Origin of the sequence: Solilutibacter silvestris (genome assembly GCF_050574925.1) — a bacterium.
Taxonomy (GTDB): domain Bacteria; phylum Pseudomonadota; class Gammaproteobacteria; order Xanthomonadales; family Xanthomonadaceae; genus Solilutibacter; species Solilutibacter silvestris_A.
In genome coordinates this window covers 258,374-273,837 of sequence record NZ_JBCMOO010000003.1, presented here as the reverse complement: position 1 = coordinate 273,837, position 15,464 = coordinate 258,374, and the positions used below count along the sequence as shown (strand labels likewise).

15 protein-coding genes and 1 tRNA gene are annotated in these 15,464 nt (G+C 64.3%); 8 read left to right on the top strand and 8 right to left on the bottom strand.

Going from position 1 to position 15,464, the window contains the following annotated elements; all coding sequences use genetic code 11:
• Positions 1-82 precede the first annotated feature (82 nt).
• From ABE093_RS08015 to trxA, 5 genes are all read right to left on the bottom strand, one after another.
• Positions 83-1,885: a DUF885 domain-containing protein gene (locus ABE093_RS08015; RefSeq protein ID WP_430760355.1), complete on the bottom strand. Its 1,803-nt coding sequence runs from the start codon at positions 1,883-1,885 to the stop codon at positions 83-85.
• A 67-nt stretch (positions 1,886-1,952) separates the two neighbouring features.
• The gene (locus ABE093_RS08010) at positions 1,953-3,125 is read right to left on the bottom strand and encodes a PQQ-dependent sugar dehydrogenase (RefSeq protein ID WP_430760354.1); all 1,173 of its coding nucleotides are present in this window, start codon (positions 3,123-3,125) and stop codon (positions 1,953-1,955) included.
• A gap of 8 nt (positions 3,126-3,133) precedes the next feature.
• The gene (locus ABE093_RS08005) at positions 3,134-3,790 is read right to left on the bottom strand and encodes a DUF502 domain-containing protein (RefSeq protein ID WP_430760353.1); all 657 of its coding nucleotides are present in this window, start codon (positions 3,788-3,790) and stop codon (positions 3,134-3,136) included.
• Positions 3,791-3,799: 9 nt separating this feature from the next.
• Positions 3,800-4,234, bottom strand: coding sequence for a DUF4442 domain-containing protein (locus tag ABE093_RS08000; protein ID WP_430760631.1), 435 nt, complete (start codon positions 4,232-4,234; stop codon positions 3,800-3,802).
• A gap of 34 nt (positions 4,235-4,268) precedes the next feature.
• Positions 4,269-5,123 (bottom strand): thioredoxin, encoded by an 855-nt coding sequence (trxA, locus tag ABE093_RS07995; protein WP_430760352.1) that lies wholly within the window; start codon positions 5,121-5,123, stop codon positions 4,269-4,271.
• Between the two features lie 76 nt (positions 5,124-5,199).
• Here trxA and ABE093_RS07990 point away from each other — a divergent pair, with 76 nt between their 5' ends.
• The gene (locus ABE093_RS07990; protein WP_430760351.1) at positions 5,200-5,793 is read left to right on the top strand and encodes a hypothetical protein; all 594 of its coding nucleotides are present in this window, start codon (positions 5,200-5,202) and stop codon (positions 5,791-5,793) included.
• Positions 5,784-5,860 (top strand) — tRNA-Arg (locus tag ABE093_RS07985). Before ABE093_RS07990 ends, ABE093_RS07985 begins: the two co-directional genes overlap by 10 nt.
• A 64-nt stretch (positions 5,861-5,924) precedes the next feature.
• On the opposite strand, the gene ABE093_RS07980 is transcribed toward ABE093_RS07985, so the two are convergent.
• Positions 5,925-6,578, bottom strand: coding sequence for an FABP family protein (locus ABE093_RS07980; RefSeq protein ID WP_430760350.1), 654 nt, complete (start codon positions 6,576-6,578; stop codon positions 5,925-5,927).
• Between the two features lie 30 nt (positions 6,579-6,608).
• Positions 6,609-7,136, bottom strand: a complete 528-nt coding sequence (locus ABE093_RS07975) for a GNAT family N-acetyltransferase (protein ID WP_430760349.1) — start codon at positions 7,134-7,136, stop codon at positions 6,609-6,611.
• Positions 7,137-7,188: 52 nt separating this feature from the next.
• Between ABE093_RS07975 and ABE093_RS07970 the strand changes: the two genes are divergently transcribed.
• Positions 7,189-7,785 carry a rhomboid family intramembrane serine protease gene (locus tag ABE093_RS07970; RefSeq protein ID WP_430760348.1) on the top strand — a complete coding sequence of 199 codons (597 nt, stop codon included), beginning with the start codon at positions 7,189-7,191 and terminating at the stop codon, positions 7,783-7,785.
• A 203-nt stretch (positions 7,786-7,988) separates the two neighbouring features.
• Positions 7,989-8,753 carry an outer membrane protein gene (locus ABE093_RS07965; protein WP_430760347.1) on the top strand — a complete coding sequence of 255 codons (765 nt, stop codon included), beginning with the start codon at positions 7,989-7,991 and terminating at the stop codon, positions 8,751-8,753.
• A 61-nt stretch (positions 8,754-8,814) separates the two neighbouring features.
• On the opposite strand, the gene ABE093_RS07960 is transcribed toward ABE093_RS07965, so the two are convergent.
• On the bottom strand, positions 8,815-9,858 hold the full coding sequence (locus tag ABE093_RS07960; RefSeq protein WP_430760346.1) for a LysR substrate-binding domain-containing protein: 1,044 nt from the start codon (positions 9,856-9,858) through the stop codon (positions 8,815-8,817).
• 116 nt (positions 9,859-9,974) lie between these two features.
• On the opposite strand from ABE093_RS07960, the gene ABE093_RS07955 reads away from it, so the two are divergent.
• From ABE093_RS07955 to ABE093_RS07940, 4 genes are read left to right on the top strand one after another with little or no spacing between them, the layout of a single operon-like run.
• Positions 9,975-10,232 carry a hypothetical protein gene (locus tag ABE093_RS07955; RefSeq protein ID WP_430760345.1) on the top strand — a complete coding sequence of 86 codons (258 nt, stop codon included), beginning with the start codon at positions 9,975-9,977 and terminating at the stop codon, positions 10,230-10,232.
• Complete coding sequence (locus ABE093_RS07950) at positions 10,229-11,029, top strand: SDR family NAD(P)-dependent oxidoreductase (protein WP_430760344.1); 801 nt, start codon at positions 10,229-10,231, stop codon at positions 11,027-11,029. The genes ABE093_RS07955 and ABE093_RS07950 overlap by 4 nt, the downstream gene beginning before the upstream one ends.
• Positions 11,029-12,240 (top strand): efflux RND transporter periplasmic adaptor subunit, encoded by a 1,212-nt coding sequence (locus ABE093_RS07945; protein ID WP_430760630.1) that lies wholly within the window; start codon positions 11,029-11,031, stop codon positions 12,238-12,240. The genes ABE093_RS07950 and ABE093_RS07945 overlap by 1 nt, the downstream gene beginning before the upstream one ends.
• Before the next feature lie 28 nt (positions 12,241-12,268).
• Complete coding sequence (locus ABE093_RS07940) at positions 12,269-15,451, top strand: efflux RND transporter permease subunit (protein ID WP_430760343.1); 3,183 nt, start codon at positions 12,269-12,271, stop codon at positions 15,449-15,451.
• Positions 15,452-15,464 lie beyond the last annotated feature (13 nt).

The following is a 15,464-nucleotide window of genomic DNA, read 5'->3' as shown; positions in this document are numbered from 1 at the left end:
TGCGTACGAGCCTACATGGATGTATTCACGGCGTGTCGGCGGCTGCAGACAACCGCGATAGGCGCACAGCCGGGCGATGCTTTCAGCCCTTCTTCGAAGTGATCCAGCGATCGACCTTCTGCTCCAGGATCGACATCGGCACCGCGCCGTCCTTCAGCACTTCGGCGTGGAATCCGCGCGGGTCGAAACGATCGCCAAGCTCGGCCTGTGCCTTCTTCTTCAGGCGCTGGATGGTGAGTTCGCCGATCTTGTAGGCCACCGCCTGCGACGGCCACGCGACGTAGCGCTCGGCTTCCGCAGTGGCATCGGTGAGCGACACCGCCGAGTTCTTCATCATGTAGTCGATGGTCTGCTCGCGCGTCCAGCTCTTGCTGTGCAGGCCGGTATCGGTGACGAGGCGGATCGCGCGCCACAGTTCGTCCTGCAGGCGGCCGAAGTAGTCGTACGGCGTTTCATACACGCCCAGCGGCTTGCCCAGCGATTCCGCGTACAACGCCCAGCCTTCCACGTAGGCCGTGTTGCCGCCGAAGCGACGGAAGGCCGGCACGCCCTTCAATTCCTGCTGGATGCCGATCTGGAAGTGGTGGCCGGGAATCGCTTCATGCAGGAACAGGTCTTCGGCGGACCAGGTCTTGCGCGAGGGCAGGTCGAAGGTGTTGACGTAGAAGATGCCGGGGCGGCTGCCGTCTTCGCTCGGGCTCTGGTATTCGCCGCCAGCGGCGGATTCGGCGCGGAATGCTTCCACCGGACGGATCTCGAAGCCGGCCTTGGGCACCAGCGAGAACTGCTCGGGGATGCGCTTCATGATCCGCGCTTCCAGGCCGCGATAGAACTTCAGCAGATCGTCTTCGGACTTGAACTGGAACTGCTTGTCCTCGCGCATGAACTTGAAGAAGTCCTGCAGCGAGCCCTTGAAGCCGACATCTTTCATCACCTGCTGCATCTCGCCGTGGATGCGCTCGACTTCCGACAGGCCGAGTTCGTGGATCTGCGCAGGCGTCAGGTCGGTGGTGGTGGTCTGGCGCACGTTGAAGGCGTACCACGCGGCGCCATCCGGCAGCTTGTCGAGGCCGACGCTGTCGCGCGTCTTCGGCAGGTAGTCGTTGGCGATGTAGCCGCGCAGTTTACGGAACGCCGGCATGATGTCGTTGGCGATCATCGACTGGTATTCCTTCGTCAATCGCGCCTTGTCGGCTGCGCTGAAACTCGCCGGCATCTGCTTGATCGGCCCCCAGAATAGGCTGTCTTCGGCCTTGTCCTTGATGATGGCGTCGTACTGCGGCACCACCTTGGTCATCAGCGCCTTCGGCTGCACCACGCCCGCTTTCACGCCGGCCTGCATGTCGGCAATGATGCTGTCGACCAGCACCGGAATGCGGCGGCCGCGCTTCAGCCAGTTGTCGTAATCCTTCACCGTCTTGAACGGTTGCGCGCCGGTGCCGTTGCCGAGCTGAGCCATGTTGGTGGCGATGCTGCCCATCTGGTCCACCGGCATCATCCAGCCCGGATAGCGTTCGCTTTCCAGCGACTCCTTGGAGTCATGCACGAAGATGTCGTAGCTGATCAGGGCCTGGCCATCGAGGCCTGTGCTGCCGACCGATTCGATCTTCTTCAGCCAGCGCGCGGTGAAATCGTGACTCTGCTTGCGGAAGGCCGCGGAATAGAAATCCGGCAGCTGGTCGTTGTAGCGGTTGTCTCCCTGGTAGGTCGCGCCCAGTGGATTGAGCTTCAGCGATTCTTCCCAGTACTGCGCGTAGAGCGCATCGAGCTGCTTGGCCTTGGCGCTGCTCGCCGGCATCGCGTGCGAGGTCTTGGCCGGAGCGGCATGAAGGGTCGGGACTGCAGCGGCGATGGCTACCGCAAGAGCGAGACGGGCGAGGCGCATGGTCGACATCCGGTGGGGATAGCAGGCGAGTGTGCGCCAGCCCCGTATCGGCGACCCGTGCCCAAAGTCAGGGGCGAACGTAGTAGACGACGCCGGATTTGTCGTCGGTGAAGAGGAAGGCGTCGGGACCCACGCGCAGCACGCCGCAGGGGCGGCCCATCACCTTGCCGGCCTGCAGGAATCCGTTGATGAGGTCGCGCTGGCCCGAGCCGTCGCGACGCATCCGCACCAGCTTGTAGCCACGCCCGAGGCGGACGCTGCCGGAGCCATGGAGGGCGACCACGATTTCGTCGCCAAGCTGGGCGTTGTCGCCCTTGGCGAAGACATCGAAGCCGAGTGCCGATGCGTGCGCGGGAAACGTCGCCAGCGGACGCATCACATTCGCGCAACCTTCCTTGCGCGGGTATTTGGGATCGGCCTTGATCGCCTTGCCGGTGACGTAGCAGGACGGCCAGCCGTAATCGCCGGACTTGATCGCGTAGAAGGTTTCGTTGGGGACATTCGGACCGAGATGGTCGACGCCCTGGTTGGTTGCCAGCAACTGGCCATCGACCATCGCCATCCACACCGCATTGCGCAGGCCGCGCGCCACGATGCGCTGGCCGCTGCCATCGGGATTCATCTCCACCACCACCGCGCGCAAGGCCTCCGTTTCCACGCAGGCGTTGCAGCTGCTGCCGATCGAGACGTAGAGCCTGCCGTTGGACGGCACCACGGTGCGGGTGAGATGCCAACCGCCGTTGGCCGCGCTCATGCCGTGGTCGGGGAAGCGCGCGACCAATTGTGCCGATCCGGTTGGATGCAGTTCGCCCGGGGTGTAGCGATAACGCAGCAGCGAATCCGTCAGCGCGACATAGATCCACTGCACGCCCTGTGCGTCCTTGAAGAAGGCGACACTGTTGGGGTTGCGCAGGCCGGTCGCCCACGCCGTGATCTTGCCGACTTTCCCGTTCGCGGCATCGAAACCGTCGAGGATGTAGACCGCACCGCGCGTGTTGTCGCTGAGGTCGTGCATGTCGGTGAGGAAGATGCGGCCATCCGGGCTGCGCGTGAAGAAGCGCGGGCGCTTGAAGCCTTCGGCCAGCGGCGTGATGCGCAACGATGCCGGTGCCTGCAGGTCGAAGCTGTGGCCGTCCTTCAGCGCAATGCGGTGTGGCGTCAACGCATCGTTCGTTGCCGACCGGCCGATGGATGGCGCGATGGCCAGCGTTGCGGCGAGGATCAGGGCGGCGATGCGCATGGCGGTCGTTACTCGGGTTTGCGGAACGAAATCGATTCGGGCGCGACGGTGCCGCCGGAGATGATGAAGCTCATCGCCTGGTCGACGGACCATGTGGTCGCGACCAGGCGTTCGACCGGCACGATTTCCAGGTAACCGCCGGTCGGATTGGGCGTGGTCGGGATGAACACCGCGGCGAGTTCTTCGCCGGTGTTGGCGTCGTGGAAGACGCGCGTCACCAGCCCGACGGTTTTCATGCCCGGATGCGGGAATTCCACCAGCACCACGCGCTGGGTGCCATCGGGTGACGTCTGCACGGTGTCGAGCAATTTGCGCGCGCCGGAATAGACGCTGTTGGCGAGCGGAATGCGCGAGATCAGCGCTTCGAACCATTCCAGCAGCGCCTGGCCGACCAGGTGTTCCGCCAGCCAGCCGACAACCAGGATCACCAGCAAGGTGCCGAACAGCGCGACCGCGCCCATCACCACCGACTGCTGCAACCACGCCAGCGCCGGCGAGGTGTGTGCCAGCGACGACAGCAGCGGTTGCACCCACGGTCGGCTGATGTCGCTGAGCATGCGGAACACGAAGCTCAGCACCACCCAGGTCAACCAGATCGGCAGCAGGGTGAGGAGACCGGTGACGAGCAGCCGGCGCAGGGACAGATTGAAGCGTTTGGAGGCCATGGCGCGATTTTACGTTGTCGCGGTCTTCGGCGGCTTCCTGCGCACGTAGATCTGCTTGCGCACGCGCGCGATCACTTCGCCGGAGCCGTCGACGACGTCGGTATCGAACCAGTGCAGGACCTTGCCGCCGGATGCGGCTTCATCGACCAGCGACTGGATGTCGGCATCAGTGAGATGGAATTGCGCGAACACGTCGCCACGGCCCGGCTTGACGAATTCGATCGCCGCCGCCTTGTCCCAGACGAAGTAGTCGTTGCCGATGGCATGCATGATCAACAGCATCCAGAACGGATCGGTCATCGCGAACAGGCTGCCACCGAACTGGGTGTTGACGAAGTTGCGGTTCCATGGACGCTTGCGCAGCACCACGCGCGCGCTGCGCCAATCCTCGCCGATGTGTTGCACGCGGATGCCGGTGAACAGGAAAGGCGGCCAGATGTTCATCACCCAGCGCAGCCGCGTTGGCGTCACCCGCATGTCAGGACAGCAGCAGCGCCGACATCTGGCGGCGATACTTGCCCACCAGATCGTCGTCTTCGGTCACCCGGAAGGCATCGATCAACGCCTTGCGCGGCAGTCCGTCCTCGAACTGGCGGTCGCGACGCAGCATCTCCATGAACTGTTCGAGCGCGCCTTCGGCGTCGCCCGCCACCAGCTTGTGCGCGCCGAGCAGATGGCGCGCGTGGAGATCGCCGGGATTGGCGACGATCGCCTGTTCCAGCGCGGCCGCCGGCGGCGCATCCTTCAGCAATGCCGCGAAGCCGAGGCGCGCGCGTGCCTGCACGGCGCGGTCGTCAGTGGCGAGATTGGCCGGCAGCGCATCGAGCAGGGTTTCCGCTTCCTGCGCGGCGCCGGTCTTGAGCAATGCCAGCGCGAGGTCGAGGCGATGTGCGGGCTTGTCCGCTTCGGTCTCGACCAGCTTGCGCAGGCGCACCACTTCCTCGTGCGGGTCGACGGGGGCGGGCACGGCTTCGACAGCATCGCCGCCTGCGGCGGCTTCGATGCCGTTGCGGGCAAGGAATTCGCGTAATTGGCCTTCCGGCAGCGCGCCCTGGAAGCCGTCGACCGGCTGGCCATTGCGGATCAGGTAGACGGTCGGGATCGAACGGATCTGGAACGCCTGGGCGATCTCCGGTTCGCTTTCGGTGTTGACCTTGGCCAGCGTGAACGCACCGTTGAATTCGGCTGCGAGTTTTTCCAGCACCGGCGTCAGCGACTTGCAGGGGCCGCACCATTCGGCCCAGAAATCGACCAGGACCGGGCCCTGCATCGATGCCTGCAGCACCTCGCTCTCGAAGGTCGTCATGGAAACATCGAGCACGTGCGTGGACATGGATCACCTCGTCGGAACAGGTGCAAATGATCGCATGCCCGCTGCCGGGATGATCGCAACAAGGCAGACTGTCGCGATGAACCGGAATCATTTCGACCGCTGGATGGGCCTCGTCGCGCTTGTGGCATTCGTGCTTGCCTTGGCCTGGGCCAGCCATGCCAGCGAATGGACGCCGCGGCATGCGCTCGCGGTTGCGGGTGCACGGGACACGCCGGGCGCGCTCGTCTTCAATCTCCTGGCCTTCATCGTGCCGGGAGCGGCATTGCTGGCGGCCGCGCTATGGCGACGCTGGCATTCGCGCGATGCGAGTGGAATGGCGACTGGCATCGCCTTGTGGCTGCTCGCCATCGCGGCGCTGGCATGGTTCGCGCTCGGCCTGTCGCCGATCGATGCCGGCGACCTCGCGGGCGAGGGCGGCCAGCACCATGCCGCGCTATGGATGCTGTGGCTGATCGCGGTATCGGCTGCGACTGTGGCCCTGGTGATCGCTGCCGCGCCCGGGCAACGCGGGATGATGGGTGTCCTGGCCGTGCTGTGGTTCGTGGCCGTCTTCGTCCTTCCGGTCCTGCTGGGGGGCTGGGCGCAGGCATTGGCCGCCTTGGCGTGGATGGCCTGGCCGTTGACGGCCCCTGCCCACATCTGCATAATGACCGGCTCAGCGCGCCCGTAGCTCAGTTGGATAGAGCACCAGGCTACGAACTTGGGGGTCGGGCGTTCGAATCGCTCCGGGCGCGCCATTAACGGAAAAGCCAGCACATCGTGCTGGCTTTTTTCGTATACGCCCGGTCGATTTCCGCCGGGTTACTCCCCCGTCTCGCGGATCGCCGGATTGACCAGCGGATTCGGCTTGGCCGGCGCGATGCGTCGCATCGTGTTGGTATCGCGATGGTCGAATGCCGGCGTCTTGCCGCGGATGGCCAGATCGGTGCGGGTCACGTAGGTCCAGCTGTCGTCATCGTTGAAGTCGATGTCGATGCGGTAATAGTCGGTGCGGAACGCTTCCTCGAGGAAGGTGGTCGAGCAGATGCCGAAACGGGTATCGCCGCGACGGGCTTCGACCGAAATGCGCTTGTCGTCGGGGCGTGCGGTACCGCCGGCCAGTAGTGCCTGTCCGCGCGGGATGGTCAGGCTCTGCATGATCAATCCGGTCGCCGGCTCCCACAGCCAGTAGCCGACCTGGTCGTGGAAGGTGATCTGCTCTTCCGGCGTGTTGATGTGGACGTGATAGCGCAGTCCGTACAACAGTTGCGGTCCGTTCGACTGCGGGTCGATCGGCTGCATGCTGATGTATTCGCTGTAGACGCGACGCTCCGGGCCATCGGCCTTGGGATTGATGTCGACGCCCTTGTCGGAGCGCCACTCGCCAGCGAGTCGACGCAGCGGACCGAGGCTCGCCAGGGTGTCGGGCGAATACCCTTCCTGCTCGGTATAGATATCGGGGAGATCGTTGCTCATCGCTGTCCTGTCGCGAAGCCGGTGTTGTCGTCAACCATCATAGGCCAGCGCGTCGATCCAGTAGCGCCGCTTGCGCATGCCGGTTTCGGCATCGAAGCGTTCGTCCTCGAACACGCCACCGTTTTTCTCGATCACGCGGATCGACGCGAGGTTGCCGGGGTCGCAGGTGACGAGGACGCGCGGGATGTGCAACCGTTCGCGGGCATGCCCGGTCGCGAGGCGCAGGATTTCACTGGCATGGCCACGGCCGCGGAATTCCGGCAGCACCGCGTAACCGATATGGCCGGTCATCTGACCCAACGGGTGATCGAGGCAGTGGCGGATCGACGCGCGCCCGACGATGCGGTCGCCGACGAAGGCGAACAGGAAGATCGATGGCACTTCGCGGCCCGGCGTGGGATCGATGCCGAGCGCCTGTTTCCCCAGGACGTCCACGTATTCGGCAAGCGACATGCCCGGGCGATGGAAATGCAGAAAGGTCGGATTGTCAGTGGGCACTGCAGCCACTGCCCGCCGGAATTCGGCTTCTTCCTGTGGCGCGGGCAGTCTCAATTCCATGCGCTGGATGTTAGGGCATCATGTCGCCAACGCATCCATCGAACCGCCGCCCATGCCCATGACATTGATCGTCGTCGCCATCACTGTAGTGATCTCGTTCCTGGCATGGCAGAAGCCGGCGCTGATGGCGCGCCTCATCCTGTGGCCGCCTGCGGTCAACCGCAGCAAGCAGTACGACCGCCTGGTGACCTACGGCTTCATCCATGCCGACGGCATGCACCTGTTCTTCAACATGTTCACCCTGTATTTCTTCGGGCGGATCGTGGAACGGTTGTTTGGCACGCTCGGTTTCGTGGCGTTCTATCTCGCGGCGCTGGTGGTGTCGATCCTGCCCAGCTATCTCGCGCATCGCGATGACGCCGGCTATCGCAGTCTCGGCGCATCGGGCGCGGTCTCGGCCTGCCTGTTCGCCTTCATCGTGATCGCGCCGTGGGAAAAGATCTATCTCTACGGTGCGATCGGCATCCCGGCGATCATCTACGCCGTGTTGTATGTCGCCTATTCGATCTGGATGGATCGGCGCGGGCAGGACAACGTCAACCACAGCGCCCATCTCTGGGGTGCGGCGTTCGGCATGCTGGCGGTGCTGCTGGCCGTCCCCGGGGCGGCAGGCGATTTCCTGCGGGCGCTGTCCCATCCGAACGGCTGAAGCCTGATCGCATTCAATTTGATGAATGCGACATATTTCTCATAATTCGGTGCGCGACCCGAAATATCGGACTTTTCCTAAATCATTCAGATTCGAAGCTTGCTAGCGTGAGTCCGCCAAGACCCAAGGGGGGCGGAAGGGTTTCCGCAGGGTCTCCGGCATATGGACATCATTCCTAACGAAGGGGAGACAAAATGAAGATCATGAAGTCTTGCGTCGCATTGGCGCTGGCGTCGTTGGCCTGTGCCGCGCACGCGCAGTCCGGTTCCGCGAACTGGAACGGGTTCTACATCGGCGCCAACGCCGGGCAAGTCAACGGCAGTTCGAAAATGACGACGTCGGTCGTCTTCAGCCCGACGGGGTATTTCGCATCGTCGAGCACGCCGGCGATCAGTTCCAGCGGCACCGGCAAGGTGAAGCCGAGCGGCTTCGCGGGTGGCGTCGATCTGGGCTACAACTGGCAGAGCGGTGCCGTGCTCGTGGGCGCGGAATTCGACTGGAACAGCGTCGGCGCGAACAAGACCCGTTCGGCCTCGGCGACCTATCCGTGCTGCGCGCCGACCAGCTACACGGTGACTGAAAAGTCATCCATCGGCGACATGATGACGCTGCGCGGACGCATTGGTTACGTCCATGGCAATTCCCTGTTCTATGCAACGGCAGGCGGTGCCCAGGCACGCATCAAGCTGGAGGACCAGTTCAGCGATACCTTCGCCACCGCCAAGGAAAGCTTCAAGTCGTCCAAGAGCAAGACAGCTGCCATCTACGGCGTCGGTTACGAATACGCATTTCCCAAGAACTGGTCGTTGAAGGCGGAATACCTGCACGCCGACTTCGGCAAGGTGTCGGGAACAAGCACCAATCTCACCGCGTTCACGCCGCCGATCGCATTCCCGAGCAATACCTTCACGCATTCGAGCAAGACCAGCCTGGATCTGCTGCGGATCGGCGTCAATTACCGGTTCTGAACAGCGAGTCGGTGACGGCAAAACGGCCCGGAATCCCGGGCCGTTTTCGTTCGTTTCGGCTTCAGGCCAAGGCGTCTTCCGCGAGCGATTCCACGCTTTCCGGCAGCACCGGGTGGGCGAGCCATGCGGCCTGCAGCTCCGCGGCATTCGCGGCGGCCTTCTCCTGCTGGCGCTTGAAGATCGGGCACAGCTGGTTCATGTAGTCCACGTCGAAGCTGAAACGCTCGACCAGGAAATCGACGAACGCGCGCACCTTCGGCGATTGCGTCATGCCGCGCGGGAAGACCGCGTTGAATTCGTATTCGGGTCCGGTCCAGCCGGCAAGCACGCGCTGCACGAAGCCGTTTTCGACCAGCGGTTTCATCATCACGTCGGCCGACATCATCATGCCTTCGCCGCACAACAGTGCGCCCCTGAGCGCACCATAGTCGTTGGCGACGAAGACGGGCTCGACGCGGAAATCGGCGGTGCGTTCGCCATCGCCGAGCGTCCATATGAATTCGTTGCCATTGCGGCGCGATTTGGTGAATGCCAGCACGGAGTGATGCACCAGGTCGTCGGGATGCAGCGGCTCGCCGTGACGGCGAATGTATTCGGCGCTGGCGAATACCTGGGTGCGGAAAGTCGCCAGCCGGCGCGCGACGAGATTGGAGTCGGGCAGGTTGCCGACGCGCAGGGCGACGTCGATTTCCTTGTCGATCAGGTCGAGCGGTTCGTTGCTCAGGTGCATCTCCACGCGCACTTCGGGGTGGCGCTCGTGGAACTCGCCGAGCAACGGCGCGATCTTCTCGGTGCCCAGCGAGTAGGGTGCGGTGAAGCGCAACCAGCCGCGCGGACCGCTTTGCAACTGGCCGACGGCGCTTTCCGCTTCGTCGAGTTCGCGCGCAATGCGTTGGCAGTGTTCGAAATAGATGTTGCCGGCTTCGGTCAGGCCGAGCTTGCGCGTGGTCCGGTGCAGCAGTTGCGCGCCGAGGCGCGTTTCCAGTTCCTGCACCTTGCGGCTGACGGTGGTCTTGGGCAGGCGCAGCGAGCGCGCCGCGGAGATGAAGCTGCCGTGTTCGACCACCTTGACGAATACCAGGGTGTCGTTGAGATCGCGGGTCATAGGGGGAGTCTCGTTTCGATTGGACCGATCACGGGATAATTATTCCCTGAATTGCTGACTTATCAAGTGCCGGTCGTCGGCCTAACCTGCGCGCCATTCCCCTTGGTGCCGCCGTCATGCTTTCCGCCTCCGGTGTTCGTTGGATCTATGCCCTGGTCGTTTCGGCCGGGCTGGTTGGCGTGCCTTGGCTTGCTGTCATCGAGCTGCAACGTGCTGTTTCCATTGGAACTGCCGAGGCCTGGATGCTGGTCGGGGTGATGGCGATCGTCGCGGGACTGCCGGTGCTGATGGTCCTGCTGGTGGTGGTCGACTGGCTGCGCCGAGGCCTCCAACGGCATGCGACTGTCCCAGTGACGGGAGAAAATGTCCCATGAGCGGGATGGTCAAACCCGCCATCCTCGTCCTTGGCGCGACCGGGACCGTGGGCCGGGCGGCCGTGAAGGCCGCTGCCGACGCCGGCTGGCCAGTGGTGGCAGTGGCCCGCGATGCCCGTGGCCTGGCAGCGCTGGAAGTGCAATTCCCGGGCGCCATCCTGCGCACCATCGAGGCCTCGCTGGCGAACGATGCCGGCGCGCTGGCGCTTGTCGCGTCGTTGCGCGAAGTCGGGCAGCCCTTCCTTGGCGTGGTCGCCGCGCTGGGTGCAGGCGGCGTGCGTGGCCGCCTGATCGACCAGTCCTCGGAAGAGTTGCGCCGCAACTTCGACGAAGCGGTGTTGCCGCACCTGGTTGCCGCGCGCCATCTATTGCCATGGCTCGCCGAGTCGGGACGCAATTGCGGTTACGTGATGATCGGCGGTCCCGGCGGGCAGAACCCCTGGGCCGGTTACGGCCATCGTTCGATTTCCGCGGCCGCCCTGCGCATGCTCGCGCGCGTGCTGCACGACGAAGCACGCACCCACGCCGTGCGCTTGCAATTGCTGGAAGTCGAATCGCCAGCACGCACCGACGCCAACAAAAAACACGCCTGCCAGGGCTGGCCATGCGTCGACCACATCGGGCGCAAGGCGCTGGAACTGCTCAGGCACCGCAATGACGCGCGCTGCACCCAGGCGATCTTGACCCTGGAGCCGGACAACGCCGCACGCTCCGTGCACGAACTGCTCGACGCCGTCGCATCGAAATTTTCCCCATCAAAAAACGCCGCAAACAGGAATCAGGAGCACACGAGATGATGTACGACAATTCTTCCAGTCCGGAACTGCAACGCACGGCATCGGGCACGACATGGCCGGGGCTTGCGCTGGGTGCGGCGCTCATGGTGGTGCTGGCCGGTTGCAGCAGCCAGGCCGCGCCGAATGCCGGCATGCCGCCGCCGCCCGAAGTGAGCGTCGCCAATGTGCTGACGAAGTCGGTGCACCAGTGGGACGAGTACAGCGGGCATGTCGCCGCGGTGGAAAGCGTCGAGCTGCGGCCGCGCGTCAGCGGTTACGTGCAGCGCGTCGCCTATCGCGAAGGGCAGGACGTCCGCAAGGGCGATCTGCTGTTCGTGATCGACCAGCGTCCGTATCGCGCGGCACTGGATCGCGCGCAGGCCGATCTTGAGCGTGCCCGCAGCGAGTCGCGACTGGCGCAGGCGCAGGATGCCCGCGCGCAATCGCTGATCGAAGCGAAAGCGATCTCGCGCGAGGAATTTGACCAGCGCCGTGCCGCCACGTCCGGTACCGGTGCGTCGGTGCGCGCCGCCGAAGCCGCGGTCGCGGCCGCGCGATTGAATCTCCAGTTCACCGAAGTGCGTTCGCCGATCAACGGTCGCGCCGGTCGCGCGCTGGTGACCGAGGGCAATCTCGCCCAGGCCGATGCGACGCAATTGACGACGGTAGTGTCGCAGGATCCGGTCTTCGTCTATTTCGAAAGCGACGAGCAGAGCCTGCTGCGTTACGCCGAGATGGCCCGCAAGGGCGAGCGCAACGCGACGAAGAACCCGGTGCGCGTCGGGTTGGCCAGCGAGAACGGCTATCCGCATGAAGGCACCGTCGATTTCGTCGACAACCAGGTCGATCCCAAGACCGGAACCATCCGCGCCCGCGCGGTGCTGAAGAACCCCGATCGCCTGTTCACGCCGGGTCTGTTCGCACGCGTGCAGTTGCAGGGCAGCGGCGAGTTCAACGCCATGCTGATCGACGACAGCGCCGTGCTCACCGACCAGGACCGCAAATACGTCTATGTCGTCGGCCCGAACAACGCGGCCATGCGCAAGGACGTGGTGCTCGGTCGCAGCATCGACGGGTTGCGCGTGGTGCAGTCGGGTCTTGCGCCCACCGACAAGGTGATCGTCCACGGCGTGCAGAAGGTGTTCATGCCGGGCATGCCGGTGAAGCCGCAACAGATCGCGATGGGCGCCCCGGCGCCGCAGCCGGCAGCCGCAGGCCCCGCCTCGAACTGACGCGCCCGCAACAGACAAGGATCTTTCAATGGATTTCTCGAAATTCTTCATCGACCGGCCGATCTTCGCCGCGGTGCTGTCGATCGTGATCTTCGCCGCCGGCCTGATCGCGATGCCGATGCTGCCGATCAGCGAATACCCGGACGTGGTGCCGCCGTCTGTGGTGGTGCGCACGGTGTATCCCGGCGCCAATCCCAAGGTGATCGCCGAAACAGTGGCGACGCCACTGGAAGAGGCGATCAACGGCGTCGAAAACATGATGTACATCAAGTCGGTCGCCGGTTCCGACGGCGTGCTGGTCACCACCGTGACCTTCCGCCCCGGCACCAATGCCGACGATGCCGCGGTGCGCGTGCAGAATCGCGTCAGCCAGGCGCTGGCGCGCTTGCCCGAGGACGTGCGTCGACAGGGCGTGACCACGCAGAAACAGTCGCCGACCTTCCTGATGGTGGTGCACCTGACTTCACCCAACGGCAAGTACGACACGCTGTACCTGCGAAACTACGCGCGCCTGCACGTCAAGGACGCGCTGACGCGCTTGCCCGGCGTGGGTGATGCGCAGATCTTCGGTGGTGGCGACTACGCGATGCGTGCGTGGCTGGATCCCGACAAGATCGCTTCGCGTGGCCTGACCGCGGGCGACGTGGTGCGGGCGATGCGCGAACAGAACGTGCAGGTGTCGGCGGGACAGCTCGGCGCCGAACCGATGCCCGACAGCAAGTTCCTCACCCTGATCAATGCGCAGGGCCGACTGAAGACGCCGGAAGAGTTCGGGAACATCGTGCTGAAGTCCGGCAGCGATGGCGAAATCGTCCGTTTGTCCGATGTCGCGCGCCTCGAACTCGGCGCCGGCGATTACACCTTGCGCTCGCAACTCGACGGCAAGAACGCGGTCGGTATCGGCATCTTCCAGGCCCCGGGCGCCAATGCGCTCGATATCCAGAAGAACGTGATCGCGACCATGGACGGGATGGCCAAGCGCTTCCCCGACGGCATCAAGTACGAGGCGGTGTACGACACGACGATCTTCGTTCGCGATTCGATCAAGGCGGTGGTGTCGACCCTGCTGGAAGCGGTCGCGCTGGTGGTGCTGGTGGTGATCCTGTTCCTGCAGACCTGGCGCGCCTCGATCATTCCGTTGATCGCGGTGCCGGTGTCGATCGTCGGCACGTTCGGCGTGCTCTACCTGCTCGGGTTCTCGATCAACACGCTCAGCCTGTTCGGCATGGTGCTGGCGATCGGCATCGTCGTCGATGACGCCATCGTGGTGGTGGAGAACGTCGAACGCCACATCGAACATGGCGCCACGCCGTTGCAGGCCGCGCACTTGGCGATGAAGGAAGTGTCCGGTCCGATCATCGCGATCGCGCTGGTGCTGTGTGCGGTGTTCGTGCCGATGGCCTTCCTCTCGGGCGTCACCGGCCAGTTCTACAAGCAGTTCGCGGTGACGATCGCCATTTCGACGGTGATCTCGGCGATCAACTCGCTGACCCTGTCGCCGGCGCTGGCTGCACGCCTGCTGAAGTCGCACGATGCGGCCAAGGACGCGCCGTCGCGCCTGATCGATCGCCTGTTCGGCTGGGTGTTCCGTCCGTTCAACCGCTTCTTCAAGCGCAATTCCGATCGCTACGAAGGCGCGATGAAGCGCACGCTCGGTCGTCGCGGCGCGGTGTTCGCGGTGTATGCGGTGCTGCTGCTCGCCACCGGTTTCGTGTTCAAGCTGGTGCCCGCGGGCTTCATCCCGACCCAGGACAAGCTCTACCTGATCGCCGGCGTGAAGCTTCCGGAAGGCGCGTCGATCGCGCGTACCGACGCGATGCTGCGCAAGGTCGCGGATATCGCCCAGCACACCGATGGCGTTGCCCACACGATTTCGTTCCCGGGTCTCAACGCGTTGCAGTTCACCAATACGCCCAACACCGGCGTGGCCTTCATTCCGCTCAAGCCGTTCAGCGAGCGCCATGGCCGTACCGCCGAGCAGATCAACGCGGAAATCAGCCAGAAGATCGCCGGCCTGCAGGAAGGGTTCGCCTTCTCGATGCTGCCGCCGCCGATCCTGGGTCTGGGCAATGGCAACGGTTACCAGCTGTTCGTCGAAGACCGTGCCGGCCTCGGCTACGGCGCGTTGCAGAACGCGGTGCAGGGACTGCAGGGCGCGGTGATGCAGACGCCCGGAATGAGCTATCCGATCACCAGCTACCAGGCCAACGTGCCGCAGCTCGATGCCGAGGTCGATCGCGTCAAGGCCAAGGCGCAGGGCGTGCCGCTGACGGAGTTGTTCGACACGCTGCAGACCTACCTCGGTTCGGCCTACGTCAACGACTTCAACCAGTTCGGTCGCACCTGGCAGGTGATCGCGCAGGCCGACGGCAAGTTCCGCGGCAATGTCGAGGACATCGGCAACCTGCGCACGCGCAACGAACGTGGCGAGATGGTGCCGATCGGATCGATGGTGACGATCAAGCAAAGCTACGGACCCGATCCGGTGCTGCGCTACAACGGCTATCCCGCCGCCGATCTCGCCGGCGCCGCCGATCCGCGTCTGCTTTCCTCCGCGCAGGCGATGGCGGCGCTGGAAGGCACCGCACAGAAGGTGTTGCCCAACGGCATGAACATCGAGTGGACCGACCTCAGCTACCAGCAGGTGATGCAGGGCAAGGCCGCGCTGGTGATCTTCCCGCTCGCCATCCTGCTGGTGTTCCTGGTGCTCGCCGCGTTGTACGAAAGCTGGACGTTGCCACTGGCGGTCATCCTGATCGTGCCGATGTGCCTGTTGTCGGCATTGCTCGGCGTCAAGTTGACCGGCGGCGACAACAACGTCTTCGTGCAGGTCGGCCTGGTGGTGCTGATGGGCCTGGCGTGCAAGAACGCGATCCTGATCGTCGAGTTCGCCCGCGAACTGGAAATGCAGGGCAAGGGGATTGTCGAGGCGGCGTTGGAAGCCTGCCGCCTGCGCCTGCGCCCGATCGTGATGACGTCGATCGCGTTCATCGCCGGCACCGTGCCGCTGGTGTTCTCGCATGGCGCCGGTGCGGAAGTGCGTTCGGTCACCGGCATCACCGTGTTCTCGGGAATGCTCGGGGTGACGCTGTTCGGCCTGTTCCTGACGCCGGTGTTCTACGTCGCGCTGCGCAAGCTTGCGCGCCGGGAACTGGTGCGCCATGACGCGCTGCCCGCGCATTCGTCCACGACCGCCTCGTCGGTTCTCTGATCTCTCTCTCACG